Genomic DNA, 25,717 nt, shown 5'->3' on the forward strand with positions numbered 1-25,717 from the left:
CCCTCAGCCGCTTCGCGGAATGCCCTGACTGGTCCAGAGACGATCAGGAACAGCCGCTGGTGCCGCCGCAGGTATCGCACTTCATGCAGGTGCCGTTGCGCACCAGCGTGAAGTTGCCGCATTCGCCACAGGGGTCGCCTTCGTACCCCTTCATGCGCGCCATGCGGCTCTGCTCGATGCGGCTGTCGATCTCCCGGCTGACACTGCCTGCCAGCTGGGAGTCGCTGCCCCCCGGCCCGCCGCTATAGGCCTGCGGCGCAACCTGCTGTTCCTCCTCGGCCAGGGCATCCGTATTCACCGCCGCGGCCGTTGCGCCACCAGCTCCGCCCGATAAGACAGTCAGCCGATTGCGCACATAGCCGCGGGAGGCCACCCGTTCGACGGTCTGGCGCACGGCCTCGGCCGCCTGCTCCTGCATGACAGCCTCGCTGGATTGGCTCTGCCCCTGGCTTTCGTTTTCACCGCGCCCCGTGGCATCGGGCAGAGTGTCGTCCGGCACCACATGCGCCAGGTCGTTGCGGCCCAGATAGCTGATCGCCAGTTCGCGGAAGATGTAGTCCAGCACCGAGGTCGACATCTTGATGGCATCGTTGCCTTCCACCATGCCCGAGGGCTCGAAGCGCGTGAAGGTGAAGGCATCGACATACTCCTCGAGCGGCACGCCGTACTGCAGGCCGATGGAAATGGCGATGGCGAAGTTGTTCATCAGGCTGCGGAAGGCGGCTCCCTCCTTGTGCATGTCGATGAAGATCTCGCCGATCTTGCCGTCCTCGTACTCGCCGGTGCGCAGATAGACCTTGTGGCCGCCGATCACGGCCTTCTGGGTATAGCCCTTGCGCCGCTGCGGCAGACGCTCGCGCTGGACCACGCGCTCGACGATGCGCTCCACGACCCGTTCGGCAACCAGCGAGGCGCGTTCCGGCTGCGGTGCCTCGACCACACGCTCATGCAGCTCCTCCTCGTCCTCCTGCTCGTCACCGGACAGCAGCGAGCTGGACAGCGGTTGCGAGAGCTTGGAGCCATCACGATAAAGGGCATTGGCCTTCAGGCCGAGGCGCCAGGACAGCATGTAGGCGTCCTTGCAGTCCTCGACGGTGGCGTGGTTCGGCATGTTGATGGTCTTGGAGATCGCCCCCGAGATGAAGGGCTGGGCCGCCGCCATCATGCGGATATGGCTTTCCACCGAGAGAGAGCGCTTGCCGATCCGGCCACAGGGATTGGCGCAGTCGAAGATCGGCAGGTGCTCGTCCTTCAGGTGCGGTGCACCTTCCAGGGTCATGGCGCCGCAGACGTAGGTATTCGCGGCCTCGATCTCCCGCCTTGTGAAGCCGAGAGCCCCCAGCATGTCGAAGCCGAGGTCGTCCAGCTGCTCGTCGGTAAAGCCCAGAGCCTCGCGGCAGAACTCGGCGCCGAGCGTCCACTTGTTGAACGCGAACTTGATGTCGAAGGCACTGCCCAGGGAGCTTTCCAGCGCCTCCAGGGCCGACTGGGTGAACCCCTTGGCTTTCAGGCTCTCGGGATTGACTCCCGGCGCGCCACGCAGGGTGCCGTGGCCCACGGCGTAGGAAATCATCTCCTCGATCTGGGCTTCGCTGTAGCCCAGGTGCGCCAGGGCCGCCGGCACTGTGCGGTTGATGATCTTGAAATAGCCGCCGCCGGCCAGCTTCTTGAACTTCACCAGGGCAAAGTCAGGCTCGATGCCGGTGGTGTCGCAGTCCATGACCAGACCGATCGTCCCAGTAGGCGCGATCACTGTGGTCTGGGCGTTGCGATAGCCGTGCGCCTCGCCCAACTCCAGGGCTTCGTCCCAGGCCTCTCCTGCCGCCACTGCCAATGCCGGATCGGGACAGCGCGCCTTGTCCAATGGCACGGGAGCGACCTGCAGCTTCTCGTAGCCTTCGTTCTCTCCGTGCGCAGCCCGGCGATGGTTGCGGATGACCCGCAGCATGGCCTCCCGGTTCTTCTCATAGCCCGGGAAGGGACCCAGCTCGCGCGCCATCTCGGCCGAGGTGGCATAGCAGACGCCGGTCATGATGGCGCTCAGCGCACCGGCCATGGCACGACCGCCCTCGGAATCGTAGGACAGGCCCATGGACATCAGCAGGCCTCCCAGGTTGGCATAGCCCAACCCGAGCGTGCGGTATTCGTAGGACAGCTGGGCGATCTGCGGCGAGGGGTACTGAGCCATCATCACCGAGATTTCCAGGACCATGGTCCAGAGGCGCACGGCATGACGATAGGAATCGACGTCGAAGCGCCCGTCCTCGTAGCGGAAGTTCATCACGTTCAAGGAAGCCAGGTTACAGGCCGTGTCATCCAGGAACATGTACTCCGAACAGGGGTTCGAGGCGTTGATGGGCCCGGATTCCGGACAGGTGTGCCAGTCGTTGATGGTGGTGTCGTACTGCACGCCCGGATCGGCCGAGGCCCAGGCCGCATGAGCGATCTGTTCCCAGAGATCGCGGGCCGCCAGGGTGTCGGCCACCTTGCCGTCGGTGCGCTGGCGCAGTTGCCACTCACCGTCGTTGAGCACCGCCTCGATGAAGTCGTTGGGTATGCGCACCGAGTTGTTGGAGTTCTGGCCGCTGACCGAGAGATAGGCCTCGGAATCCCAATCGGTGTCGTAGACGCGGAAATCGATGCCCTTGTAGCCCTGGCCGGCGAACTGGATCACGCGCTGCACGTAGTTTTCGGGAATATTGACCTTACGCGCCGCCTTGATGGCGGCCTTCAGCGCCGGGTTCGCCTTGGGATCGAGCCGGTCCTCGCCGTCCATGGAATGGCAGGCCTGGATGACGGCGTTGAGATGCTCGTTGCACAGCTTGGAGCCGGTGACGAGGGCCGCTACCTTCTGCTCTTCCGTGACCTTCCAGTTGATGTAGTCCTGGATATCCGGATGATCGAGATCCACCGTGACCATCTTGGCCGCGCGGCGCGTCGTGCCGCCGGACTTGATGGCGCCTGCCGCGCGGTCGCCGATCTTCAGGAAGGACATCAGGCCCGAGGACTTGCCGCCGCCCGACAGCGGCTCGTTGATGCCGCGGATATGCGAGAAATTGGTGCCCGTGCCCGAGCCGTACTTGAACAGCCGCGCCTCGCGCACCCAGAGGTCCATGATGCCGTTGTCGTTCACCAGGTCGTCGTTCACTGACTGGATGAAGCAGGCATGGGGCTGCGGATGCTCATAGGCACTCTGCGAGCGCTTCAACTCGCCGGTGCGATAGTCGCAGTAGTAGTGCCCCTGCCCCGGACCGTCGATGCCATAGGCCCAGTGCAGTCCGGTGTTGAACCACTGCGGCGAGTTGGGAGCCACGCGCTGGGTGGCCAGCATGTAGCGCAGCTCGTCGAAGAAGGCGCGCGCATCTGTCTCGGTGTCGAAATAGCCACCCTTCCAGCCCCAGTAGGCCCAGGTTCCGGCCAGCCGGTCGAACACCTGCTGTGCCCGGCTTTCCCCGCCGTAGCGGCTGTCCGGATCGAAGTCGGCCATGGCCTCCTCGTCCGGCTCGCTGCGCCAGAGGAATTCGGGCACATCCGGCTCTTCCACGCGCTTCAGGCGAAGCGGCACACCCTTCTTGCGGAAGTACTTCTGGGCCAGGATATCGCAGGCCACCTGGCTCCAGTCGGCCGGCACCTCGATATCGCTGGCGTGGAACACCGTCGAGCCGTCCGGATTGCGGATCTCGCTGCTTGTCTTGCGGAACGGAAGACCCTCGTAGACGTCCTTCCCTTCCTCGGTAAAATGCCGGACAACGCGCATACCTCTAGTCCCCCTTTGCGCTGTGCCGAGTCCGTCCTGTCTGCGCCACCGCACAGTCATCGGCACCAGATATTGTGATAGACTTCAAAGTGAAACACAGAATGGTGTTGTCGTCACCAGATTTATGAGGGTCTTATACCCTCTTTTTGACTTGACAGGCCATGCCGTCAGGCCTGGACGGAACGTGACATCCGGCGTCGTGAAAGACTGCTCAGAACCAGGGCCGCGAAGACAAGGAAAATGCCGCCCAGCTGCTGCCAGGAGAGGCTCTCGCCAATCACGACAATGGCCAGGACGACCGAAACCACCGGCTCCAGATTCATGAAGAGCGCAGAGTCGGCGGGCCCGGCCTTGCGCACGGCCAGGAACTGGAAGGTCACACCCAGGATATAACAGATGCCGACCAGTACGAAGGCCGTGAAGCCCAGCGTGCCCGAGGGCAGTTGCACCTGTCCGGCTGTCAGCAGCCAGCTGCCGCAGACGACAAGTCCCACCAGGTTCGCGATCATCAGGACCAGGTAGGGATCGTGGCGGGTCATCAGCTCGCGCGACTGGAACAGAAGGCAGGTGATGGAAACGGCTGCAAACAGCGCCCAGGCCACGCCCCGCCAGTCAAGTTTGGCCAGGTCGGGACCCAGGGTCATGGCCAGGCCGGTGAAGGCCAGGGCGAAGACGAATACCTGCATTGGGCCCAGCGGCATCCGGTCGATCCAGGGTGTCAGGGCGGCGATCATCAGGGGGAAGGTAAAGAAGATCAGGGCGGCCAGGCTGACCGGGATATAGGCCACCGAGGACATGTAGCCGAGCGTCATGCCGGAAATGGCGAGCCCCACCACCAGGAGGCGTCCGAAATCCTGGCGCGGCAGTCGCAGGCCGCCACTGCTGAAGCGCAGCATGACCGCGAAGAAGGCAATGGCGAAGATGAAACGCAGCACGACGAGCGTCATGGGCGCCCCGCCGGCATCATAGACCAGCCAGGCCAGGGTCGTCGTGCACCCCAGCCAGAGGGCCGAGATCAGCGCGGCCGTCCGGCCGGCCCACAGAGTGGCCGTCCCCTCTCCCGCCATGGCCTTGCTCATGCCCGGGCCGAGAGCGGCAGATTGTAGAGCAGGTTCTGCGGCTTGAAGCGCAAGCCGCCGGATTCGTCCATGCTGAGCGCCATGTAGACGGGACGTCCGGCCACCTGTGGCAGCATCACGCTGCTGTCGGAGAACTCTGCCCGGAACAGGCACAGCAGTCGGTACATCTGCTCCTCGCTGGCCTCCTGCCCGCGATAGAGGGTGTTGAACAGCCCCGTGGACTCCGCATCCAGACCGACATACCAGACCCAGGACTCGTCCTTGATCTCCGGAATGGGCTGGATCTTCACCTCGATGTCCAGGAAGTGCGCGACCCATTTCTCCAGGGTCCGGCACAAGGCATCCAGCCCCGGACTGCCGAAATCGACGCGCAGCACGGTATCGTAGCGCGTGTCCCGCTCCCAGTAGATATCGGCGTTCTCCCGCGACAGGACATCCAGTTCCAGCGAGCGCGCCTGCCCCTCTGACTGGGCCAGCAGGTTGCCCAGCGAGACCGTGCTCTCCTGTGTGGCGTACATCTCGACGGTATCGGAATCGGCCAGCAGGATCTGTCCCTCGCGCAGGGTGACCTTCTGTTCCCGAAAGAACAGCTCGGCTGCCCGCACCGCCAGTGGATCGGCTTCTTCCCCAAGGATATGTCGCTGGATCACATGGGACAGGTGATCGATGAAGATGGGCGGCACGGGGAAGATATCGGAATCGTTGGCCGCCCGATCATCCGGGGCAAAGATTCCCATGTAGACCTCTTCCAGGGTCTCCGCTTCCAGCAGGCGGTCGCGATAGGCCGTCCAGACACGGTAGTTGTCGATGGCATCGGGATCTGCCAGCGCGTCCAGGCGCTCCTGCGTCACGGCCATGCGCGGGCTGTCCAGCAGATCGGCATGCAGGTGGCGTTCGGCCTTGCAGGCCTCCTGGGGCGGGCGCATCTCGGGGCGTATGAGATAGGCGCGCAGGAAGTCGTCGCTGATCGTCAGGCGCCCTTCGGGTGTCTCCTCGAGGAGGTGGTAGCCTGAATCTCGCCAAAAGTCCGGCATGCTTATCCTTTCCTCTTACCGGGCCCAAGATGCCGTGAAGGACTGCCTTGCGGCAAGCGAAAGGATTGCCCCGGCAATGCGGGTCTGGACGTGGGGGTTATGCAACGCCTATATTCCGCCACACGCGGGGTGTACCCGCATGCAGGATTACTGGCAACGGAATCGGATTTCATCAATGACAGGAATGGCCATACGTCTGTTCACCTGGCGACATGGTGAAGAAGTCGGACGGGATGAAGCGGGCAACCGCTACTATCGTGCTCGCAAGGGTGGCCATGTGCATCGGGATTCCCTGCGCCACGAGCGGCGCTGGGTCATCTATGCCGGAGAAGACGAGGCCAGCCGTGTGCCCCCGGAATGGCATGCCTGGCTGCACCATACAACTGACGAAATCCCGCCCGAGGACGGCATTCCGCGGCGTCCCTGGATGAAGGGCCATATCCCCAACCCCACGGGCAGCGAGACGGCCTATCGCCCGCCCGGCCATACACTGCGCGGTGGCCACCGCCCGCACACGACAGCCGACTACGAGCCCTGGACGCCGGAGTGATCGGCGCCGGATTCGCGCTCTGACAGACAGGGACAGGCAGCATGCGCAGAAACATCATAGAAACCGTCATGGGTGGCCTGGTCCTCCTGATCGCTGCCGCATTCCTGGTCTTTGCGTTCAATGCCAGTGACTTCTCCACCGCCTCGTCGGGCTACAGGGTGGTAGCGGAATTCGACGACGCCAGCGGACTCAGCACCGGATCCGAAGTACGCATGAGCGGCGTACCCGTAGGCTCGGTGGTTTCCCGCGAGCTCGACGAACAGAATTTCCTTGCCCGTGTGACGCTGTCCATCAAGGACGACGTAGAGCTGCCCGCCGATACCTCGGCCAAGATCACCGGCGACGGCTTGATGGGCAGCAACTACGTATCCCTCTCGCCCGGCGGTGCGGAGGAGAATATCGAGCCCGGCGGGCGTATCCAGTACACTCAGGGCGCCATGAATCTCATGGACCTTATCGGACGCTTCGTCTTCGGAGGCGCCAGCGGCAGCGGCCAGGATGGCAGTAACGGGGGAAGCAGCGGCAGCTCCGGAGATAATCCCTTCGATGATCCACTCTGACTCGGTGCCCGGCATGTCCGTCCGCTTTTTCCCCAATGCTGTGCACCTGTGCCTGGCGGCCTGCCTGATGGTCTTCCTGGGAGGCCTTGCCCAGGCCCAGGATGAGGGGAACAGCGAGCCCCTGGGAGAACCCTATCCGGTGGCCCAGTTGCAGGGGCTCAACAAGATCACGGCCCGCATCTCGACGTTCGAGGCGCCCGTGGACGAAACCGTCACTTTCGGCTCCCTGGAAATCACGGCGCGCACCTGCCGCAAGACCCGTCCGGAAGAGCAGCCTGAATCGGTCGCCTTCCTGGAAATCGAGGAGGTTCCCGTGAATTCACCACGTCAGGAAGTCTTCAGCGGCTGGATGTATGCCTCCTCCCCGGCGGTTTCGGCCCTGGAACATCCCGTCTATGACGTCTGGGTCGAGGACTGCCTGACCGAGGCGGGCGATCCGGCACAACCCGAACCGGAACAAACGCCGCAGACGCAAGAGCAGTGATCCACCTTGCTGTCCCAGCAACGGCATCGGATGGCGCAGCTGCCGCGCGATCGGTCGCCTGGGCGCTTGTCGGGCCATGTTTTTCTTCCTAGCCTGCGCTTCGCTCAAATCGTTTCAAATCACAGCAAGGAGCAAACAGCATGGTCGGAACAGTGGACGCACGCCTGACGGAACTGGGCATCGACATTCCCACACCGGCAAGCCCGGTGGCCAACTACGTGGGGTTCGTGGTGACCGGTAACCTCGTCTTCATCTCCGGCCAGCTGCCACTCAAGGACGGGCAGCTGCAGTACGATGGCCGGCTTGGCGAGTCGGTTTCGCTCGAAGACGGGCAAGCTGCCGCCCGCTTGTGCGCCATCAATGTCATTGCCCAGCTGAAGGCCGCCTGCGAAGGAGACCTGGATCGGGTGACACGCATCGTCCGCCTGGGCGGGTTCGTCAATTCCGTCGCCGGCTACAAGGACCAGCCGAAGGTGATCAATGGCGCGTCCGACCTGATGGCAGAGGTCTTCGCCGATGCCGGCCGTCATTGCCGTGCGGCTGTCTCCGCCGGCGCCCTGCCGCTCGACGCGGCGGTGGAGGTCGACGCCATCGCCGAGATCGACTAGCCCCCTCCTCCACCAGACAGGCATTGCCTATTGCGGGGCTGTCAGGCGAAGATAATCGCAGGTTTCACAACAATGCGATCATCATGCCGGACAGTTCCGCCAATTCTTCCTCCGAAAGCGCCGCCTTCCTGGAGCGCTATCCCGAAACCGAAGCCGTCGACGTCCTGCTGGCCGATCTTTCCGGTGTCATCCGGGGCAAACGCTATCCCGTGGAAGACCTGGAAAAGGTCATGCAGGACGGCGTCGCTTTCCCGGCTTCGGTCTTCATGCTGGACACCATGGGGCACAGCCACGACCCGGGCGGCAAGGGCTTCAGCGACGGGGATCCCGACTGCACCGCCCATCCGCTACCGGGCTCGCTGGTGCCGGTACCTTGGTCGAACACACCGCTGGCGCAGCTGCTGCTGACCTTCCGGAACGCCGAGGGGGATCCACTCTACTTCGAGCCGCGAAACATCCTGGCGCGTGTCCTGGAACGAATCCGCGAGCTGGACCTGACCCCCGTGGTCGCCTTCGAGCTGGAGTTCTACCTGCTGGATCGTGAACGGCTGGAGGGCAATGCGCCACAACCGCCGATCTCCCCCCTGACGGGCCTCAGGGAATCCGGAACCCAGGTCTATGGCATGGAACAGGTGGACGGCTTCTCCGGCCTGCTGCGTGACATCAGCCGCGCCTGCGAGGCGCAGAACATTCCCACCGGCGCCATGTCCGCCGAGTACGCGCCCGGCCAGTTCGAGATCAACCTGCGCCACGTGGACGATGCCCTGAAGGCCGCCGACGACTGCGTGCTGTTCAAGCGCGCCGTGAAGGGCGTGGCCCGCCGTCACGGGCACAAGGCCACGTTCATGGCCAAGCCCTATCCGGAGGAAGCCGGCTCGGGCATGCACATGCACGTCAGCCTGCTGGACAAGGATGGACGCAACGTCCTGGACGGCGGCGAGGACCTCTCCAGCCCGATGCTGCGCCATGCCATCGGCGGTCTGCTCGACCTGCTGCCTCAGTCCATGGCCTTCCTGGCACCCAACGTGAATTCCTTCCGGCGATTCGCCCCCAACATCTTCGTGCCGGTCACGCGCAGCTGGGGCTTCGAGAACCGCTCCGTGGCCATGCGCGTCCCGCTCGGCCCGGCCAACGCCCGGCGCATCGAGCATCGGGTCGCCGGCGCCGACGCCAACCCCTACTTGGCCCTGGCGAGCATGCTGGCCGGCATGCATCACGGCATCGTCAACGAGATCGATCCCGGCACGCCTCACGAGGGCAACGCCAGCGAGAAATTCGACACGGTCCTGCCCATGCGCCCGCGGCGCGCCATCGAGAAGATGCGGCGCTCCAAGATCCTGCCCGACTACCTGGGCGCGGACTATCCCTCCCTCTATGCGGAGTGCAAGGAAGCCGAATACGACGAATTCGACTGGCTCATCTCGCCCCAGGAATACGAGTGGTACCTGCAGACAGACTGATTTTATTCAATAAGCTCAGTGCAGCGCCGCACGGTGTTCCGAGCAGAGGAACGGCTGAAACCTTGCCGCTGCGCGCCCGTTTGACAAGAAGCAGGAAGATGCAAATCCGTTCCCGTCCAAAACCAGGTCCGACAGAATGAAAGTCACGGTTTGCGAACTCGATCCGAGAGAAGGTCGTCTCCACGACGGTCTTGCAGATCTGGCCGCCCACATCGAACGTGAAGAGAGCGATTTCCTGCTTCTGCCGGAGCTGTGCTTCAGCCCCTGGCTGGCGGCCGAAAAGACGCCTGACGCGTCGAAATGGATGGCTTCCGTGGAAGCGCACGAGCACCGGATATCACGGCTTGCCGAACTGAACGTCAGAGCCGTGCTGGGAACCAGACCCATCGTCAATGCTCAGGGAAGCCGCAGAAACGAAGCCTACATCTGGAGCCAGGACACGGACGACGCGGTCGGAGTCCGGGAAAAGTACTATCTTCCTGACGAGGACGGCTATTGGGAACACCACTGGTACGATCGCGGCCTAAAGCGTTTCGATCTGGCCCGGGCCCTCGGCATGCGGATCGGCATCCAGATCTGCACCGAGATGTGGTTCTTCGAATGGGCCCGACACTACGCGGCCTCACGGGCGGAACTTCTTTGTATCCCCAGGGTCACCCCGCATGAATCGACGGAAAAGTGGCTTGCCGGCGGCCAGGCAGCGGCCGTGTGTTCGGGTGCTTACTGCCTGTCCTCCAACCTCTGGTGCCCGCCGGGCGACAAAGCCAATTGTGGCGGCCTGGGCTGGATCATCGACCCGGAAGGAAACGTCTTGGCCCGTACGAGCCATGAATCGCCTTTTGCAACGGCCGGGATCGACCTGGATTTCGCACGTAACAGCAAGGACACCTATCCGCGCTATGTGCCGGAATGAGGACACCCTCACTTGACCCTGGCGCCTTCGCCTGTCAGCGGCTTGCGCTTTCCTGCCGGCCTGGATCCCTGACCGCGTCTAGGTGCAAGCGGTAGATCGTGATGGCATTGGTGATCAGGATCAGTCCCTCCGCGATGAAGGCACCGACAGAGCCCGTCAGATAGTTCGCCAGCAGCCAGCAGGCTGCAGCAAAGGCGAGCATGACACGCATCGGGATACCGTCCAGCATGAACATGGCATAGGTTCCGATCAAACCGGCCAGAAGCGGGACGGTATCCAGCGGACCTTGCCAGGTCAGGAAGGCGGCGGTTCCCGTCGCCGCCAGCATGGCACCCATCACGAACCAGTTCTTCTTGAAGCGCCGGAGCAGCAGGATGCGCAGCACGATGAGGCAGCTGATCGCCCCGGCCACCCAGCCACCGAGCAGGAAGAACTGCGTCGCGAAGGCGACATTCGCGAGGATCAGGATGAACAGCAGCCTGTCGTCGCGCTTGTTCGCAAAGGCGGCAATACAAAGTCCCAGGGCCATCAGGCCCACAATCTGGCCAATCAGCGGCTGAATCATCTGCTCCCGAAATCGGTTTCCGACTGTCCTTAAAGGCAGAGATCACAGTCAGAGGGAAGAGGCAAGCTGTAGAGGTTCCGAATCTAGTCGACACTTTCCCTGAACTCAGCGCAGGGATCGGGCCGGTCCGGCGGAGCGCTGACATGATGGAAATCATAGGGTGGAGGCGCGTCCGGCTCCGGCTCGGCCTCCAGTTGCCCCAGGGTCACAAGCTCGAGGTCGGGGGCCGCAAAGCGCAGCGCCTCGGGGATTCCGCTATGCAGGTTGGCGTGCCTGTTGCCCGTGATCACGACCACCTGGCCGCCGTTGGTGACGGCCCGCGCCCGCAGGGCGGCATCGGCCAGTCCGGCATCGCGGAGCCGTTGCGCCTCGACAAGCCCGGGCAGCATCTCTTTCGGAACCGCTTCGCAGTGGGCCTCATATTGCCGCTGCTCGCGCGCCTCCTGCGCCTGCCGTCCCAGGGGTTCGTCCAGTCCATAGGTCGACGCCTCGGAACCGAACACCTGCGCGGCCCCCTCGGTCATTGCGGCGCGGACCTGTTCGATCGGTTGTTCGCCACCGACAACCCGCGCTTCGGGGGTAGCCTCCAGGATAGCGGCGTAGTACGCGAAATCTGGCCAGCCACTCTCCTCCCAATTCAAGGCGCTGGCCAGTTCCGCGCGTGATGCGCCCTCTTCGCGCAGACGGTTGACCGCGGCCTCGTGCTTTTCGGGAATCATCTCGAATACCAGGGCTTCCGGCTGCAGATCCTTCACTGCCTGAGCCTGGATCTCGTGGTGCCGCGGATTGTCGTGCACTTCACCCAGAATGACGATATCCGCCCCTCGGGCCGCTTTCATGAAATCCTCCGACAGACGGTCCTGCCCGGTCGCCTGCGTCGGCAAAAGCAGCAAAGCAACGACAGCCGCCAGGTTCGTCTTGAGGATATTCAGAGGGGTATGCATGGGACACCTTGAACGGGGATGGGATGAGCGGGCCCGCCTCCGGGAGCATTCTTTCCGTCGCCCCGACAGGCCCTGAAGCAGGTTTGGCTCCATGGAACGCGCAACGACTCCACTGGTCAGCCCTGCCCCGCAACGTATATAACCAGCAACAGCGTTCCTGCGTCCATGGGGTCTTTCTTGTCACCCGTCGTCAGCATCATCCTGCCGGCCTATCGCGCCGAGGCGACACTTGCCCGGGCCGTAACCAGCGTGCGCGCCCAGACCTTCCAGGACTGGGAGGTCATCATCGCTTCGGATGACGGCGTGGATTACCTGGCGGGCCTGGGGGAAAGCGACCCGCGGATCCGGCAGGTCTTCACCGGCGGCTGCGGCAGCGGCGACGGGCCGGCCCGGAATGCCGCACTGGCCGCCGCACAAGGAGCATTCCTGGCCTGCCTGGACGCCGACGACGCCTTCGCTCCCAGGCGCCTGGAGACCCTGCTGCCCCTGGCGGACGCTCACGGCGCTGCCGTCGACAACACCGCAGTCCACGATGAACAGGGCCGTTTCTACAAACAGCCCTTCCCGACGGTGTCGGCCCCTTTCCCGCTGACGGCCGAGGATATCCTCTCGCCCAGGATTCCGCTCTTCCCGTTGTTCCGGCGTGAGCTGGCCGGACCAGGGTGGACGGATGTGGCCTTCTGCGCCGACGTCCTCTTCAACCTGGAGCTTCTCACCCGTGCAGAGACCTTTCACGCGCATCCAGACGGCCTGTATCTCTATCACAAGACGAACGGCTCCATGACCCATTCGGCCGACACGGCTGCCCGTGCCGAACGCGGATACCTGGATATTCTTCAGCGCCTGGAAGACGGGCGTATCGCCCTGGCGCATCCGGTCCGGGAGGCCGCTTACCGCGAATTCCAGGACAACCTGCGCGGCAATCGCGTCTTCGCACGTTACATGGCGGAGGGCCGCTGTCGCACGCTTGAGGAATTCCTCGACATGACCGACAACGCGAAAAGCCCGGAGCTGAAAGCGGACAGTCCATGAAGCATGCCCTGATCACCGGCGCCGGCCAACGCCTGGGCCGGGCCATGGCCCAGGCGCTGGCAGAGCGTGCCTATGACCTGACACTGCATTGCAACCACTCCACCGAGGCGACCGAAGACGTGGCTGAGCTTTGCCGCCAGGCCGGCCGTACCGCCGTTGTGCTCCGCGCAGACCTGGCGGAGGAGTCAGCACCAGCCCAGCTGATGGCGCAGGCCCTGGAGGCCCAGGGACCTGTCGACTGCCTGATCAACAATGCCGCGCTCTATCAGGAAGACAGTCTCGAGGATTTCACGGCGCCTCAGTGGGAGCGGCAACTCGGCGTCAACCTGCGCGCGCCGGCCCTGCTCTCCCAGGCTCTCGTCCACCAACTACCTGAGGGCAGCCGGGGTTGCATCGTCAACCTGCTGGACCAGCGCGTAGCCGCGCCCACAGGTACCTTCTTCACCTATACGCTCAGCAAGTGCGGCCTGTCCGACATGACCGCCATGCTGGCCCGCTCATTGGCTCCGTGGATCCGCGTCAACGCCATTGCCCCCGGCCTGACCCTGCCCAGCAATGGTCAAAGCGAGGACGAATTCCGTACGGCGCAACGCAAGACACTGCTGGGCCAGGGCCCCGGGCCGGAAGACATCGTACGGGCCCTGGGCTATCTGCTCGACTCGCCGGCGGTCACGGGGGAAACTCTCTTCGTCGACGGGGGAGAGCGCTATCAGGAGCACCCGCTCGACAGTCACGCCTCGCGGCACATCCCATAACGCCAGGAAAGGAGGGGCCAATTCATGTCCTTTTCGGCCGATGAGACAGGCCACACGCGTATGTTCCTTCAGGATGTCCTGCTGAACCTGAAGGTCGGCATCGAGGACTGGGAACGTCACCCGGACAAGCGTCAGCGCGTGCTGGTGGATGTGGATTGCTATATGCGGCAGGAACGCCATGAAGGCACGTCCATCAATGACGTCCTGGACTACAACCGCATCTACGACTACCTGATGACTTGGCAGGAGCGATCGCACACGGACCTGCTGGAGACCCTGGCCGAGGAACTGGCCGATGTCTGCTTCCAGGATACACGCGTGGTCTCCTGTCGTGTACGTCTGCGTAAACCCGATATCTACTGGAATGTCGGCGCTGCCGGCATCGAATTCTACAGAACCCGGAGCACGTCAAGTTGAGACAGCCTATTAACAGTCGGCTCTTCACCCGCTGTTAACTTTGCTGTTACACTATGATTCGCAGTGGCAGCGACCATGGTGGAGTCATCATCATGCAGGACGATATCCGGCAGAGGGATCTTTCGGGCAAGACGGTTTCGCAGATGTCCGAAGAAGAGCGCAAGGAACTCAAACGCCGGATGAAGGAATTCGTCGGCGCCATGCGGCAAACCTCCCGCCAACACCCCGCGGAAAAGAACGGTTCAGAAGAGCAGACCAGACGCCAGCGTCGCTGGAATCCGGGACGGGACGGCCAGGTCCGCAAACGCGGCTGAGACCAGCGTCCCCGATCTGGGATTTACCCGCCGCGAAAATCGTCATTGCCTACGATTTCAGCGATTCAGCAGTTCTCGTAATCGAACGACTCGCCTAGCCTGCGACTTGCTGACGAGTCTCACGGGCTTCAGCAAGAACCCAGGAGACAAACGCCAGAACACTGGGGCGTCGCTCGACCCAGGTCGGCCAGACAACGTAATGCGCGCACTTTGCCGGAACGTCCTCCGGAAACGGGCGCACGAGGGCGCCAGACGCCAACTCCCGGTCGATCAGGGAGTCGTGTCCGATCAAGACACCCAATCCGTTCACGGCGGAGTTCACAGCCATGCTGTAAAGACCGAACGCAATGCTTTCACAGCGTTCGAACGCGGGGTGTCCGACATGCTCCAGCCAGTGGCGCCAATCGTCATGCCAGTGCTGGTCATACAAGAGGGTTTGGCCCATCAAACTGGCCGGGCCCTGCAACTCTTCAGCCAGGCGCGGGTGGCATACCGGGAAGAGCCGGTCGCGGAACAGTTCCCGGACAACGAGGCCTGGATGGTTGCCCTCCGTGCATCGCAATCCGACATCACAGTCCGTACTCCGAAAGTCCACGACCTCTGCATCGGTGGACAGGATCAGCTCGATTTCCGGGTGGGTCTTGCGAAACCGGGACAGTCGCGGAACCAGCCATTGCTCTGCAAACCCTGGCAGGGCCGTAACGCGCACGATCGCTGAATGCTCCACGCGCGTCAGCTCGTCGGTGGCCGAGGCGATCGAGTCCAGGGCCGGCGCAATTCTCTCAAGATAGACCCGCCCGGGCTGGGTCAGCTCTACCCCGCGATGGAACCTGCGGAAAAGCTTTACGCCGAGCACATTCTCAAGGGTCTTTACCTGCTGGCTTACCGCCGCCGCGGTCACGCCCAACTCCTCGGCCGCTTCCTGGAAGCTCTGCAGGCGTGCTGCCGCCTCAAAGGCACGCAGGGCATTCAATGGGGGCAGCTTGCGAGTCATTGGCTAAGTCCTGCCTAAGAATTTCTTAGTCAGGCTACATGAAAGCTTTGTTTAAGGCAAACGCGGCAGATGACAAGCTGTCAGGAATGAAAGCGCAGCAGATCGCGAACGGGAGAGTGGACATGCGGCTGAGCGACAAGCAGATTCAACAGTTTCACGAGGAAGGGTTCCTGATCCTTCCGAACCTCTTCTCGAAGCCGGAGATCGATATCCTGCGCGCGCACCAGGAGGCACTGTTCAAGGAAGAGCGTCCCGAGAATATCCGAGAGAAGCAGAGTGGAGAGACGCGAACGGCCTTCGCCCTGCACCGGCGCAACACGGCCTTTTCCGACCTGTCCAGGCATCCCCGGCTGATCGAACCGGCGCGCCAGATCCTGCAGGACGATGACCTGTACATACAACAGCTCAAAGTGAACGTTAAGGCGGCGTTCGTGGGTGAGGTCTGGCAGTGGCACTATGATTTCGCGACCCACCATGAGGATGACGGCGTCCCGGAACCGCTCGCCCTCAATCTTCATGTTTTCCTGGACGACGTGAACCATTTCAACGGTCCCCTTTGGTTCATACCGCGCTCCCACAAGGCCGGTCCGGTGGGGGCCAATCCTGACACCGAGACCACGAGCTACCGGCTCTGGGTGGTCGACGACGACAAGGTCGCCAAGCTGGTGCATGATGCCGGCGACCGGATCGTTGCCGCGACCGGCGCCGCTGGTACGGCGATGATCTTTGGTGACACCATGGTGCACGGCTCGCCCCCCAATATGTCGCCATGGCCCCGGCGGATCTTCTCGGCCATCGCCAATCCGGTCTCCAACAAGCAGACACGGTTCTGGCGTCCCGACTATATCCACGAACAGGACTTCACGCCGATCGAATGCCTGCCCGACGACTGTCTGTTCCGGCAAGCTGCAGCAGCGGAGTAGAATGATGAGCCAAGTCATGGATGATACCTCCATCCTCCACTCGGGCTACTTCACGAGTGCCCTATCCGAGGTCGACCCGGAGGCGGCTCAGGCGATCGACGCCGAACTCACCCGCCAACGCGACGTGGCCGAGCTCATCGCTTCGGAGAACTACGTGAGCCAGGCCGTTCTCGAGGCCCAGGGCTCGATCATGACCAACAAGTCCACGGAAGGCTATCCGGGCAGCCGGTATCACAGCGGTGCGGAGAACGCGGACCGCCTGGAGAAGCTGGCCATTGAACGGGCCTGCACGCTGTTCGGTTGCCGTTTCGCGAACGTCCAGCCCCACTCCGGCAGTCAGGCCAATGACGCGATCTTCATGGCCCTTCTGAACCCAGGCGACACCGTGCTGTCGATGGCGCTCGATGCCGGAGGGCATCTCAGTCATGGCGCCGCGGTCAATATCACCGGCAAGTGGTTCGAGATCGTCTCTTACGGCGTCAAGCAGGAGGATGGCCGGATCGACTACGATCAGGCCGAACGCCTCGCCGAGGAACAGCGGCCAAGACTGATCATCGCCGGCGGCTCATCCTATTCGCGCACGATCGACTTCGAACGCTTCCAAACCATGGCGGACAAGGCGGGCGCCTATCTCTTGGTGGATATGGCCCACTTCGCCGGTCTCGTTGCGGGCAAGGCCCATCCCAACCCCTTCCCCCATGCGGATGTCGCCATGGCGACGACCTACAAATCCCTTCGCGGGGCGCGCGGGGGCATCATTCTCAGCAATGACGAGAAGATCGCCCGTCGCATCGATGCGACCGTCTTTCCCGGCTTTCAGGGAACACCGTATCTGCAAGGCATAGCCGGAAAGGCCGTCACCCTGGGCGAGGCCCTGAAGCCCGAGTTCCGGACGTATGCCAGACAGGTGGTCGCCAATACCAAGGCACTTTCTGCAGCGCTCATGGACAGGGGATACCACGTGGTAACGGGGGGCAGTGACACAACTCTCCTCCTCGTCGACCTTCGCGGCACCGGGCTGACCGGCAATGTCGCCAGCGACAGCCTCGATCGTGCGGGCATCACCTGCAACAAGAACGCGGTTCCCGGCGATCCCGAAAAGCCCACAGTGACCTCAGGACTGCGGTTCGGCACCTCGGCTGGGACCACACGCGGTTTCAGGGAAGAGGAATTTCAACGCCTCGGGCACTGGATCGCGGATGTTCTGGATGGACTGCGTACCGGCAACGACACCGCGCCGCTCGAATCCGCGTATTACGCCAAGGTCCGGGATCTGACGGCCAGATTCCCGATCTATGGCTGAGACGGCACCGGCGAAACGCCGGCCGGCGCGCCCTCAAGCGGCCATGGCATGCTGCCTCATCGTGACCCGATGAACGGCCTTTTCGAAGCGCCCCGAGGGTATCGGCGGCTCTTGCCCGGCATGCAGGGCCTGGAGGATCCGCCGCTTGTACTCCTGCAGGTGCGCCACGCCATATTGCTCCAGCAACTCCTGAAAGCGCGTGTGCCTGCCTGCGTCGAACTCCGTCGGGCGGCCCATGAGATCCTTTGCGGGATGGGCGGGAAAGAGATGCGCCGCAGGCACCCATCCCTTGGGAATCGGGGCCGTCGCCGCGTGGGTCCGCCTGCTTCGCAACAGCTTCGGCAGGATATGGGTATGCGGCCCTTCGGGGCTGCGACCGTCGGCTGGCGGTATCGGCTGGTACACCTCGGCCCTGGCAAATCGCGACCGGAAGACGCGATGCGGGCTGGCCGAGACGATCCGCCCCATTGCCGGATTGTCCGCCTCCAGCACCGAGCGCCCCGCCTGGCTGCGCAGGTCCGCAATCAGCTGCTCATCCTTGCAACGCACGCAGACATCCACCTGGACCTGGCTCAGTCCCAGGTCGAAGAGCACCGATTGGCGATCCTGCTCTCGCAACGCTTCCGCGTCGGGCCCAAGTTCGCTCAGCACCGACCTTGCAGACATGTGGCATTTGCCTTCGGGCAGACAGAGTGCCACCGCCTGGGACCAGGAATGGCTTCTGGCATTGGCATGTTCGTAGGCCACAGGACGCAGTTCCGGGTCGTCCTGAAGCCGCAGGCCGCCGCGCGCCGTCACCGCGCAGAGAGCGTCCTCGCCCTGATGGATATCCACCGCTTCCTTCGGGTCGCGCATGAATTCCCCAATGGCCCCGAAGGACCCCACACTCCAGCCCGCTCCTGGATCGAGCAGATGTTCTTCCAGCAGATTGAAGACAGGCTCGGACTCCGTCATGCGCTTTTCCTTTCCGCTTCCTTGCTTGTGGTGGGCTGGTCGATGCAGGACCAGGGCAGGACGAATTCCCCACCGGGGCCCTGCCCCCGCTGCAGGTGCACACCATAGGCGGAGGCCATGTTCGCATCGCTCAACACCTCGCTCGGCGGCCCCTCGGCAAGCACCACCCCGGCATCCATCAGCACCAGCCGGTCGCAATAGCGATGCGCCAGGGTCAGGTCGTGCAGCACCACGGCAATGGTCATGCCTGAATCCGCCTGCTGGCGCAGCAATTCCATGACATGAATCTGGTGATAGGGGTCGAGTGCGGTCACCGGCTCGTCCGCCAGCAACGCGCGCGCTTCCACGGCCAACGCCCGGGCCAGCAGGACACGCATCCGTTCCCCTCCCGACAGGGTGGACACCATCCGCTGGCGCAACTCCAGGACCTCGGTGGCCTGCATCGCCCGGTGCACCGCCGCCGCATCCACCTGGCCCGGCACTCCTAATGTTCGATGCGGCAAGCGTCCAAGTTCGACCAGGCGTTCCACCGTCAAGGCCCAATTCACCTCCCCGGCCTGCGCCAGAAAGGCAACCTTGCGTGCCAGGCAGCGCAAGCTCAATTCCCTGCTGGCGCATCCGTCGTAGTGCACGCTTCCCCGGCTTTGCTGCTGAATGCCGGCCAGGATGCGCAGCAGGGTCGTCTTGCCCGCACCATTGGGCCCGATCAGGCCCGTCATCATGCCCGGCTCCATTGTCAGGTCGACCCCATCCACGATGGCACGAGGGCCGGCAAACTGCGTTATGGCGTTGGCCTCGATCTTCACTCTATCCCTCCCGTCGCAGGCGCCAGATCAGGCTGAAAAGGAACGGTGCCCCGATGATGGCGGTGACGACACCGAGCTTCAGTTCCGGGCGGATTGGCATGACACGGATCATGCTGTCCGCGCCGAGTGTCAGCAAGGCGCCGCCAAAGCCCGAAATCAGCAACAGACGCCCTGCTCGATGGCCGACCAGGGGGCGCAGCAGATGCGGCACGACAAGCCCGACGAAACCGATGGCCCCGCTGACCGCGACGGCGCTTCCCACCGCCAGGGCCGCGCCGGCGATCAGTTGCAGGCGCACGCGGCCCAGATGGAACCCGAGGCTGCGCGCGGTATCCTCACCCAGGGTCAGTCCGTCGAGCGCGGGACCCGCGCCCAGCATCAGTCCCCAGCCCGCCAGCATGAGCGGCAGTACGAGCCAGACGTGCGACAGACTCCTGTCGGCGAGCGAGCCCATCAACCAGAAGACGATTTCCGTCGCCGCATAGGGATTGGGGGACAGGTTGAGCGCCAGCGAGGTCATGGCCCCGGCGAAGGCATTGATGGCCACGCCCGCCAGGATCAAGGTGGTGGTGCTGGCGCCCCGCCCGGCCAGGAGATAAAGCAGAAGCGTGGCGACAAATGCCCCGGCAATGCCGCCCAGCGGCAGGGCAAGCGAGAAAGCCCCGGCGATCCCCGAATAGAAGGCCCCCACTGCCCCCAGCGCGGCCATGCCGGAAATACCGACAACGCCCGGCTCCGCCAGCGGATTGCGCAGCAACCCCTGCATGGCCGCTCCGGTCAGTCCCAGCGAGAAGCCGACCAACAGGCCCAACAGGGCGCGCGGCAGGCGGATCTCGAGCAGGACAAGCGCAGGAATGGTCTCCTTCCCCGCCAGGACGTCACGCCACGCCGCAGTCACGTCGAACGACGCGTAGCCAAGCCCGATGGAGAGACCGCAGGCCATAAGGGAGAGGAGGCCCAGTCCGGCGGTGAGCACACGCGTGCGGTCTTGTCCAGGCACCTTCATTGTCACGGCTCCCTGTCCTGGCTTCTGGAAGCGGCCCCGGCCAGCCGTTCAACGGCCTCGACAAGGCGTGGGCCCGGACAGTTCCACAGGCGTGACGGCAGGCGCAGGATATCCAGCCTGTGAGTCGCCCCCTCAAGAGCGGGGTGATGCAGGAGCTGGCTGGTCATGGAGGGAGATCCATGGGAATTAGCATCGACGATCAGGACCTCGGCCCCGGAGAGAAGGGCGGTTTCCAGCGGAATCTGCCCATAGATGTCGAGCCCGCGCTGCGCCGCCAGGTTCACCAGTCCAGCCCGTTCCAGAAGCGTGTCCACGAGCGAGCCGTCACTGACCGTATAGCCGTTGGGCCGCAGCACGAAGGCGCCCGCATTCCCCTTTCCCGCCTCGGCCTCTAGCCGCGCGAACCCGCGGCGCATCTCAACGATCATGCGTGCCCCGCTTTCGGGTTGTCCCAACGCCGCGGCGACCTTTTGAATCTGGGCATAGACCGCGTCCAGGCTTTGCGGCACGCCCAGTTCCACCACCGGAATTCCCGCGCCTTTCAGGAAAGCAACAGTGGTCCGCGTGGTATGAACCCCGGCAAACACGAGATCTGGCGCCAAAGGCACGATTTCCTCGGCCAGGCCATGATTGACCCCTACCTGGGAGGCCTGCCAGGCCACATTGGAAATGCTCGGGTCATGCGCGAGCCATGTGACCGACGCCACATCCTCCCTGTCCGCCAGCCTGAGCACCAGTTCGTCGGCGCAGAGATTGAGCGAGACAACCCGTGAGGGGGCATCTGCATCCGCGGATGCAGACGTGCCCGCCCACAGGAGAAGTAACAGGAGAGGGAGAAAGCGCGCCCGCATCGCCTCAGAACCTCAGGCGTATGCCGGCATACCCGGCACGGCCCGGCGTTCCGTAGCTATAGACCTCCTGATACTCCTCATTCAGCAGGTTATCCACGCGGCCATAGATCTCGGCGTTCTCGTTCAGCCGATAGGAAGCAGCCAGATTGACCAGGACATAGTCCTGCATATCCACCGGCCGGCGCGTCCAATCGGAATTGAAGGCCCAATCCTTCTGATCGCCGTTGTAGATCACGCCCAGGTTGAGATTGGCGCGGTCCTCCAGAAAGCGGTAGTTCAGGTTCAGGCTGGCCAGGTGCTTCGGTCGGCGCACGAGTTCCTCGCCCGCCGCATCCTCTCCATGGGTATAGGTATAGGAGGCGCGAGCGGTCAGGTTCTCCAGAACCTCGGCCGTGAGTCCCAGTTCCACGCCGCGCACTTTCGTCTCGCCGGACAGGTTGATCGAGCTCTCTCCTGTCCCCTGAATCAGGTTGTCGATCCTCTGTTCGAAATAGGTCGCATCAAGCATCGCACGGCTGTTCCAGAAGTTCTGGTCGAAACCGACATCCCAGCCCCTGGCCTCTTCCGGCTCCAGGTCCGGATTGCCGCGATAGGTATTCGTGTAGCCATAAAGTTCGAACAGGGTCGGATTCTTGACGCCGGTCCCATAGGAGGCGCGCAGTTTCGTGCCTGTTTCGAAGATCGAGAAGGCCGCCGTGGCGCGATAGGTGTTCGTATCTTCGAACAACTCGTTTCGATCATGGCGCAAACTGCCCGTCAGCGTCAGTCTCTCGAACAGGGTTGCCTGATACTGGCCGACGAAGCCGGTGGAGGAGATATCACGATCAAAGGTGGAGAAGGCACTCTCCGAGATGGCGGCTCTGTCCTCGTGCTGGATTGCGAAGGTCGCCACGTGTGAGGCGTCGAGCAGGCTGGGGGTCTCGAAGGAGAAATCGCTTTGGTAATCGATGCGCCGGGTCTCGCCCTCGTAGTGACTGGTGACATCGCCGTCGTCCAGATAATCCCGCCGATGACGGACATAGGACAGTCCCAGCGTCTGTTCCCACCTGTCGTCCAGCAGGTTCAGACGTCCCTGGGCCCGGGTGTAGACTTGAGTGCCTTCCGTACTGCCGTCCCCGTCGACAGCGCCAACCCCGGCGATCTCCTCATCCCCCTGGGAGTCGAAATCGACGAAGCGCCCGACAAAGGAGAATTCGAAATTGTCCACCGGCCTCAGGTTCATCTTCGCGAAGCCTGTCAGGTTTTCGTAGCCGTCGGCTTCGTCATGACCGTTGCGCTTGTCCGCCACCGAGGTGCCCTTGGTACGGAAGCCGGTGCCACTGACGATATAGTCGTATTTCTCGCCGCCGTCGCTGAAGGAGGCATGGCCCAATGCCGTATTGAAGGAGCCTCCCTCGGCTTTGATCCGCGCTTCGGGCTCGCGTGAGCCGCTGCGTGTCACGATATTGATGACGCCTCCCAAGGCGTCCGAACCATAGAGCGCACTCTGCGGGCCACGCAGGACCTCGACCCGCTCGACCTCCTCGGCCAGAAGATGGGCAAAATCGAACTCCGAGCCCGCCGAGGGGTCGTTGACGCGCATGCCGTCGATCAGGACCAGCGTCTGGTTGCCCTCGGATCCGCGAATGCGCACCTGGGTCAACTGCCCCACAGGGCCGGTGCGGTTGACGGCCACGCCGGGCACTTCGCGCAGGACATCGGACACAAGCCGGGTCCGGCGTTCTTCCAGCTCCTCGCCCGTGAAGCGCGTCACGGAGCTGCCCACCTTGCTTTTCTCCGTGGGAACCATGTTTGCAGTTACGGAAATATCATCCAGTTGCAGCGGTTCCTGGAGGATCTCGGAAGATTCATCCTGGGCCAGGCTGGGCGGAGCCCCGAGACTGGCGAAGGACAGAAGCGCAAGACTGAAGAAGCGGAAATGACGGCCGGGACGGCCGGAAAAGACTGAAAGCATTTCAAGGACCTCGGGCGATTTGCCAGTGGCACGTCACCGCGAACGAGGTCTCTCCGCAGCTTTCAGATAAGGATCTGCGGTTCGTCCGGCACCAGGAACCCCCGCCCGGTGTGCTCGCGTGTGACCACGACTGACGGCAGGTCTCCTGGCTTGCGGGTCATGGTTGTTTCGTCACCTTCCCGGACCCCGAGAGTCCAGTGGCGTATCGACGAAGCACTCGCCGCTTACAGTTGCGGGGGCAGCCGCGGACTTGGATGAATAGACACCCGCACCGCGTTCCCTTTTGATCCCGAATGGGAACCGTCACTTGGGCTTGTAGGGGATTCGCACTGCCCGATCCAGCTATTTCTTCGGATCAGAGCGAAGGTCGCCTGGTCGACTTCAGTTCTTCTTCCGGAACTGATCCAGCGTAACGACCTTCTCGCCGGCGCTTTCACCCGGCTCGTCGGATTGGGCCGCCTGGCCCTGCTCGTCCTGGACAGGTGCCTGCTGGGGCATATCCTCGTCCAGGGGATTGTTCATCTCGATTTCTTCATCGCTTTCGATGGCGTTGCCAAACTGCAGCCCGAATCGCACGCTGGGATCGGCAAAGGCCGTCACGGCCTCGTAGGGGATGATCAGGTTCTCGGGGATCTCGTTGAAGGTCAGGGTAACGGAGAATTTGTCCTCCCCGACCTCGAGGTCCCAGAAGCGGTGCTGCAGCACGATCGTCATCTCTTCCGGATAGCGATCCTTCAGGCGATCGGGGATCTGCACGCCCTCGTGTTCCGTCAGGAAGGTGATATAAAAATGATGCTCGCCCGGAAGCCCTTCGGTGGTCGCCTCCTGAAGCGCGGCACGAACCACGCCGCGCAATGCGTTTTCCACCATCAGATCGTAGCGTAATATTTCATCGCTCATGGGTCGAGCGACCTCCCCTGGTCATTGCTGTCGTCATTCCCGCCGGGACGTGAAGCGCAGGCGCTTGAAAGCGGGGCGCTTCTGTTGCCAGGTGCGCCCCAAACCCCGCCTGAGCGGCTGATTGCCCAGGACTTTAAGTCGGTTCGCCCGACCGCAGATTACGCGGCGAGGCGAGCCTCAGCATAGTTGTCGTTGGCAACTATTATGATGGCCCGATAACGGCGGTACCATGCCGGGCGCCGACCATATCTTTACCACGCGTGTCGATCCTGTTTCGCCCCCATAAGGCCACCCGCGCATCTGGCTGCGGGTGGCTTGAATTGGTGGAGGCGCCGGGTACTGCCCCCGGGTCCACTGCGCTTATTCCACATGGCCGTTTAGCGCCATAGCCGGTTGCCCGGCATACATCTATATAGGCCTTTTCTTCTCTCAACAAAAGAGCACCTTGCGGGATTTACCCGGAATCTCTTTTGCCGGAACTCGCCATGGGATTTTCCGGGGGACTGCGTTATGATCCCGGCACCCGCGAAAAGCGACTCCGGATTCACCAAATCAGCCCAGAGACTTAGTTCAGCCCATGCCCGACAAAGCACACTCGGCGCCACAGGCAGGCCCCCTGCTGGACGAAGACCAGAGCCGCGCCATCGAGGAAGCCCGCGCCCGTACGAGCGAAACGCGGCGCAGCATCTCCGAAGACCTGGAAGAGATTCTCTTCCAGCCACTGCCCGTTCTCGATCACGGGTTCGTGCGGGTCATCGACTACATGGGCGACGATGCCGCCATCGTGCAGGCGGCGCGCGTCTCCTACGGCCGGGGAACGCGCAAGGTCAGCGAGGATCGCGGCCTGATCCGCTATCTCATGCGTCACCGTCATACCACGCCTTTCGAGATGTGTGAGATCAAGTACCACGTGAAGTTGCCGATCTTCGTGGCGCGTCAGTGGATCCGCCATCGCACGGCCAACGTGAACGAGTACTCCGGGCGCTATTCCGTCATGGACAGGGAGTTCTACATTCCGGCACCGGAGCATCTGGCCGCCCAGTCGAGCAGCAACCGCCAGGGCCGCGGCGACGTGCTGGAGGGTGAGGAAGCCGCCGAGGTGCTGGAAATTCTGAAGCAGGACTCCCGCAAGGCCTACGCCGACTACGAGAAGATCCTGAACGAGACCGAAGACGGCGAGCCCCTCGATGAAAACCGGCAGGGTCTGGCGCGCGAACTGGCGCGCATGAACCTGCCGGTCAACTTCTATACCCAATGGTACTGGAAGGTGGACCTGCACAACCTCCTGCACTTCCTGTCCCTGCGCGCGGATCCGCATGCCCAGTACGAAATCCGTGCCTATGCCGAGGTCATGCTGGACACCGTGAAGCGCTGGACACCCTTGGCCTATGAAGCGTTCACCGACTACGTCATGGGCGGCACGCATATCTCGAAGCAGGGCCTCGATATCCTGCGCCGCATGCTGGACGGCGAACAGGTCACCCAGGAAACCAGCGGCCTGTCGCCCCGCGAATGGCGCGAACTGATGGCCAGCCTGGGGCGGTGAGCGCCGGC

Annotated in this window: 25 protein-coding genes, 1 other RNA gene and 1 riboswitch; of the genes, 13 read left to right on the forward strand and 13 right to left on the reverse strand. The window is 63.1% G+C overall.

Going from position 1 to position 25,717, the window contains the following annotated elements:
* Positions 1-43: 43 nt before the first annotated feature.
* From ACFOW6_RS00320 to ACFOW6_RS00330, 3 genes are all read right to left on the reverse strand, one after another.
* On the reverse strand, positions 44-3,757 hold the full coding sequence (locus tag ACFOW6_RS00320; RefSeq protein WP_382419978.1) for a vitamin B12-dependent ribonucleotide reductase: 3,714 nt from the start codon (positions 3,755-3,757) through the stop codon (positions 44-46).
* Positions 3,758-3,924: 167 nt separating this feature from the next.
* Positions 3,925-4,824 carry an EamA family transporter gene (locus ACFOW6_RS00325; RefSeq protein ID WP_382419980.1) on the reverse strand — a complete coding sequence of 300 codons (900 nt, stop codon included), beginning with the start codon at positions 4,822-4,824 and terminating at the stop codon, positions 3,925-3,927.
* An 8-nt stretch (positions 4,825-4,832) separates the two neighbouring features.
* Complete coding sequence (locus ACFOW6_RS00330; protein WP_382419982.1) at positions 4,833-5,870, reverse strand: DUF6352 family protein; 1,038 nt, start codon at positions 5,868-5,870, stop codon at positions 4,833-4,835.
* 139 nt (positions 5,871-6,009) lie between these two features.
* Between ACFOW6_RS00330 and ACFOW6_RS00335 the strand changes: the two genes are divergently transcribed.
* The 6 genes from ACFOW6_RS00335 (at position 6,010) to ACFOW6_RS00360 (ending at position 10,445) form a co-directional block, all read left to right on the forward strand.
* Positions 6,010-6,420, forward strand: coding sequence for an NADH:ubiquinone oxidoreductase subunit NDUFA12 (locus ACFOW6_RS00335; RefSeq protein ID WP_382419984.1), 411 nt, complete (start codon positions 6,010-6,012; stop codon positions 6,418-6,420).
* Between the two features lie 41 nt (positions 6,421-6,461).
* Positions 6,462-6,980 carry an outer membrane lipid asymmetry maintenance protein MlaD gene (gene mlaD, locus ACFOW6_RS00340; protein WP_382419985.1) on the forward strand — a complete coding sequence of 173 codons (519 nt, stop codon included), beginning with the start codon at positions 6,462-6,464 and terminating at the stop codon, positions 6,978-6,980.
* Positions 6,967-7,464 carry a DUF2155 domain-containing protein gene (locus tag ACFOW6_RS00345; protein ID WP_382419987.1) on the forward strand — a complete coding sequence of 166 codons (498 nt, stop codon included), beginning with the start codon at positions 6,967-6,969 and terminating at the stop codon, positions 7,462-7,464. Before mlaD ends, ACFOW6_RS00345 begins: the two co-directional genes overlap by 14 nt.
* Positions 7,465-7,604: 140 nt before the next feature.
* Positions 7,605-8,072 carry a RidA family protein gene (locus tag ACFOW6_RS00350; RefSeq protein ID WP_382419989.1) on the forward strand — a complete coding sequence of 156 codons (468 nt, stop codon included), beginning with the start codon at positions 7,605-7,607 and terminating at the stop codon, positions 8,070-8,072.
* 83 nt (positions 8,073-8,155) lie between these two features.
* Positions 8,156-9,532, forward strand: coding sequence for a glutamine synthetase family protein (locus tag ACFOW6_RS00355; RefSeq protein ID WP_382419991.1), 1,377 nt, complete (start codon positions 8,156-8,158; stop codon positions 9,530-9,532).
* Positions 9,533-9,668: 136 nt separating this feature from the next.
* Positions 9,669-10,445, forward strand: a complete 777-nt coding sequence (locus tag ACFOW6_RS00360; protein WP_382419993.1) for a carbon-nitrogen hydrolase family protein — start codon at positions 9,669-9,671, stop codon at positions 10,443-10,445.
* 34 nt (positions 10,446-10,479) lie between these two features.
* Here the strand turns inward: ACFOW6_RS00360 and ACFOW6_RS00365 are convergent, their stop codons facing one another.
* Both ACFOW6_RS00365 and ACFOW6_RS00370 read right to left on the reverse strand, forming a co-directional pair.
* On the reverse strand, positions 10,480-11,010 hold the full coding sequence (locus ACFOW6_RS00365; RefSeq protein WP_382419995.1) for a YgjV family protein: 531 nt from the start codon (positions 11,008-11,010) through the stop codon (positions 10,480-10,482).
* 83 nt (positions 11,011-11,093) lie between these two features.
* Positions 11,094-11,849: a ChaN family lipoprotein gene (locus tag ACFOW6_RS00370; protein WP_382419997.1), complete on the reverse strand. Its 756-nt coding sequence runs from the start codon at positions 11,847-11,849 to the stop codon at positions 11,094-11,096.
* A 282-nt stretch (positions 11,850-12,131) separates the two neighbouring features.
* Between ACFOW6_RS00370 and ACFOW6_RS00375 the strand changes: the two genes are divergently transcribed.
* The 4 genes from ACFOW6_RS00375 (at position 12,132) to ACFOW6_RS00390 (ending at position 14,472) form a co-directional block, all read left to right on the forward strand.
* The gene (locus tag ACFOW6_RS00375) at positions 12,132-12,986 is read left to right on the forward strand and encodes a glycosyltransferase family 2 protein (RefSeq protein ID WP_382419999.1); all 855 of its coding nucleotides are present in this window, start codon (positions 12,132-12,134) and stop codon (positions 12,984-12,986) included.
* Positions 12,983-13,741, forward strand: a complete 759-nt coding sequence (locus ACFOW6_RS00380) for an SDR family oxidoreductase (RefSeq protein ID WP_382420001.1) — start codon at positions 12,983-12,985, stop codon at positions 13,739-13,741. Before ACFOW6_RS00375 ends, ACFOW6_RS00380 begins: the two co-directional genes overlap by 4 nt.
* 24 nt (positions 13,742-13,765) lie before the next feature.
* Complete coding sequence (locus tag ACFOW6_RS00385; RefSeq protein WP_382420002.1) at positions 13,766-14,158, forward strand: dihydroneopterin aldolase; 393 nt, start codon at positions 13,766-13,768, stop codon at positions 14,156-14,158.
* A 92-nt stretch (positions 14,159-14,250) separates the two neighbouring features.
* Positions 14,251-14,472 carry a hypothetical protein gene (locus ACFOW6_RS00390; protein WP_382420004.1) on the forward strand — a complete coding sequence of 74 codons (222 nt, stop codon included), beginning with the start codon at positions 14,251-14,253 and terminating at the stop codon, positions 14,470-14,472.
* Positions 14,473-14,566: 94 nt separating this feature from the next.
* Here ACFOW6_RS00390 and gcvA read toward each other — a convergent pair whose 3' ends face one another.
* Positions 14,567-15,466 carry a transcriptional regulator GcvA gene (gcvA, locus tag ACFOW6_RS00395; protein ID WP_382420006.1) on the reverse strand — a complete coding sequence of 300 codons (900 nt, stop codon included), beginning with the start codon at positions 15,464-15,466 and terminating at the stop codon, positions 14,567-14,569.
* A gap of 122 nt (positions 15,467-15,588) precedes the next feature.
* Between gcvA and ACFOW6_RS00400 the strand changes: the two genes are divergently transcribed.
* Positions 15,589-16,389, forward strand: coding sequence for a phytanoyl-CoA dioxygenase family protein (locus tag ACFOW6_RS00400; RefSeq protein WP_382420008.1), 801 nt, complete (start codon positions 15,589-15,591; stop codon positions 16,387-16,389).
* A 16-nt stretch (positions 16,390-16,405) separates the two neighbouring features.
* Complete coding sequence (locus ACFOW6_RS00405) at positions 16,406-17,692, forward strand: serine hydroxymethyltransferase (protein ID WP_382420010.1); 1,287 nt, start codon at positions 16,406-16,408, stop codon at positions 17,690-17,692.
* 33 nt (positions 17,693-17,725) lie between these two features.
* Here ACFOW6_RS00405 and ACFOW6_RS00410 read toward each other — a convergent pair whose 3' ends face one another.
* The 7 genes from ACFOW6_RS00410 to ssrA form a co-directional block, all read right to left on the reverse strand.
* Positions 17,726-18,646, reverse strand: a complete 921-nt coding sequence (locus ACFOW6_RS00410; protein ID WP_382420012.1) for a DUF6925 family protein — start codon at positions 18,644-18,646, stop codon at positions 17,726-17,728.
* Positions 18,643-19,452 carry an ABC transporter ATP-binding protein gene (locus ACFOW6_RS00415; RefSeq protein ID WP_382420014.1) on the reverse strand — a complete coding sequence of 270 codons (810 nt, stop codon included), beginning with the start codon at positions 19,450-19,452 and terminating at the stop codon, positions 18,643-18,645. The genes ACFOW6_RS00410 and ACFOW6_RS00415 overlap by 4 nt, the downstream gene beginning before the upstream one ends.
* A gap of 1 nt (position 19,453) precedes the next feature.
* Positions 19,454-20,458, reverse strand: coding sequence for a FecCD family ABC transporter permease (locus ACFOW6_RS00420; protein ID WP_382420016.1), 1,005 nt, complete (start codon positions 20,456-20,458; stop codon positions 19,454-19,456).
* 2 nt (positions 20,459-20,460) lie between these two features.
* Positions 20,461-21,309 (reverse strand): ABC transporter substrate-binding protein, encoded by an 849-nt coding sequence (locus ACFOW6_RS00425; protein ID WP_382420018.1) that lies wholly within the window; start codon positions 21,307-21,309, stop codon positions 20,461-20,463.
* Positions 21,310-21,313: 4 nt separating this feature from the next.
* Complete coding sequence (locus ACFOW6_RS00430) at positions 21,314-23,263, reverse strand: TonB-dependent receptor plug domain-containing protein (RefSeq protein WP_382420020.1); 1,950 nt, start codon at positions 23,261-23,263, stop codon at positions 21,314-21,316.
* A 118-nt stretch (positions 23,264-23,381) separates the two neighbouring features.
* Positions 23,382-23,583: riboswitch (cobalamin riboswitch) on the reverse strand.
* 61 nt (positions 23,584-23,644) lie between these two features.
* Entirely contained in the window at positions 23,645-24,163 is a 519-nt protein-coding gene (locus ACFOW6_RS00435) for an SspB family protein (RefSeq protein WP_382420022.1), read from the reverse strand.
* A gap of 69 nt (positions 24,164-24,232) precedes the next feature.
* Positions 24,233-24,605, reverse strand: a transfer-messenger RNA (tmRNA) gene (ssrA, locus tag ACFOW6_RS00440).
* Between the two features lie 135 nt (positions 24,606-24,740).
* Between ssrA and thyX the strand changes: the two genes are divergently transcribed.
* Positions 24,741-25,709, forward strand: coding sequence for an FAD-dependent thymidylate synthase (gene thyX, locus ACFOW6_RS00445; protein ID WP_382420024.1), 969 nt, complete (start codon positions 24,741-24,743; stop codon positions 25,707-25,709).
* Positions 25,710-25,717: the final 8 nt, after the last annotated feature.

It is taken from the genome of Fodinicurvata halophila, from assembly GCF_042651425.1.
GTDB classification, from domain to species: domain Bacteria; phylum Pseudomonadota; class Alphaproteobacteria; order Kiloniellales; family DSM-21159; genus Fodinicurvata; species Fodinicurvata halophila.

What these genes read in the sequence shown, in the direction of transcription:
- gcvA (WP_382420006.1), bottom strand. Translation starts at nt 15,466, where the DNA reads ATGACTCGCAAGCTGCCCCCATTGAATGCCCTGCGTGCCTTTGAGGCG.
- ACFOW6_RS00350 (WP_382419989.1), top strand. Translation starts at nt 7,605, where the DNA reads ATGGTCGGAACAGTGGACGCACGCCTGACGGAACTGGGCATCGACATT.
- ACFOW6_RS00410 (WP_382420012.1), bottom strand. Translation starts at nt 18,646, where the DNA reads ATGACGGAGTCCGAGCCTGTCTTCAATCTGCTGGAAGAACATCTGCTC.
- ACFOW6_RS00325 (WP_382419980.1), bottom strand. Translation starts at nt 4,824, where the DNA reads ATGGCGGGAGAGGGGACGGCCACTCTGTGGGCCGGCCGGACGGCCGCG.
- ACFOW6_RS00330 (WP_382419982.1), bottom strand. Translation starts at nt 5,870, where the DNA reads ATGCCGGACTTTTGGCGAGATTCAGGCTACCACCTCCTCGAGGAGACA.
- ACFOW6_RS00435 (WP_382420022.1), bottom strand. Translation starts at nt 24,163, where the DNA reads ATGAGCGATGAAATATTACGCTACGATCTGATGGTGGAAAACGCATTG.
- ACFOW6_RS00425 (WP_382420018.1), bottom strand. Translation starts at nt 21,309, where the DNA reads ATGCGGGCGCGCTTTCTCCCTCTCCTGTTACTTCTCCTGTGGGCGGGC.
- mlaD (WP_382419985.1), top strand. Translation starts at nt 6,462, where the DNA reads ATGCGCAGAAACATCATAGAAACCGTCATGGGTGGCCTGGTCCTCCTG.
- ACFOW6_RS00385 (WP_382420002.1), top strand. Translation starts at nt 13,766, where the DNA reads ATGTCCTTTTCGGCCGATGAGACAGGCCACACGCGTATGTTCCTTCAG.
- ACFOW6_RS00380 (WP_382420001.1), top strand. Translation starts at nt 12,983, where the DNA reads ATGAAGCATGCCCTGATCACCGGCGCCGGCCAACGCCTGGGCCGGGCC.
- ACFOW6_RS00365 (WP_382419995.1), bottom strand. Translation starts at nt 11,010, where the DNA reads ATGATTCAGCCGCTGATTGGCCAGATTGTGGGCCTGATGGCCCTGGGA.
- ACFOW6_RS00355 (WP_382419991.1), top strand. Translation starts at nt 8,156, where the DNA reads ATGCCGGACAGTTCCGCCAATTCTTCCTCCGAAAGCGCCGCCTTCCTG.
- ACFOW6_RS00335 (WP_382419984.1), top strand. Translation starts at nt 6,010, where the DNA reads ATGCAGGATTACTGGCAACGGAATCGGATTTCATCAATGACAGGAATG.
- ACFOW6_RS00360 (WP_382419993.1), top strand. Translation starts at nt 9,669, where the DNA reads ATGAAAGTCACGGTTTGCGAACTCGATCCGAGAGAAGGTCGTCTCCAC.
- ACFOW6_RS00345 (WP_382419987.1), top strand. Translation starts at nt 6,967, where the DNA reads ATGATCCACTCTGACTCGGTGCCCGGCATGTCCGTCCGCTTTTTCCCC.
- ACFOW6_RS00400 (WP_382420008.1), top strand. Translation starts at nt 15,589, where the DNA reads ATGCGGCTGAGCGACAAGCAGATTCAACAGTTTCACGAGGAAGGGTTC.
- thyX (WP_382420024.1), top strand. Translation starts at nt 24,741, where the DNA reads ATGCCCGACAAAGCACACTCGGCGCCACAGGCAGGCCCCCTGCTGGAC.
- ACFOW6_RS00390 (WP_382420004.1), top strand. Translation starts at nt 14,251, where the DNA reads ATGCAGGACGATATCCGGCAGAGGGATCTTTCGGGCAAGACGGTTTCG.
- ACFOW6_RS00370 (WP_382419997.1), bottom strand. Translation starts at nt 11,849, where the DNA reads ATGAAAGCGGCCCGAGGGGCGGATATCGTCATTCTGGGTGAAGTGCAC.
- ACFOW6_RS00405 (WP_382420010.1), top strand. Translation starts at nt 16,406, where the DNA reads ATGGATGATACCTCCATCCTCCACTCGGGCTACTTCACGAGTGCCCTA.
- ACFOW6_RS00320 (WP_382419978.1), bottom strand. Translation starts at nt 3,757, where the DNA reads ATGCGCGTTGTCCGGCATTTTACCGAGGAAGGGAAGGACGTCTACGAG.
- ACFOW6_RS00430 (WP_382420020.1), bottom strand. Translation starts at nt 23,263, where the DNA reads ATGCTTTCAGTCTTTTCCGGCCGTCCCGGCCGTCATTTCCGCTTCTTC.
- ACFOW6_RS00420 (WP_382420016.1), bottom strand. Translation starts at nt 20,458, where the DNA reads ATGAAGGTGCCTGGACAAGACCGCACGCGTGTGCTCACCGCCGGACTG.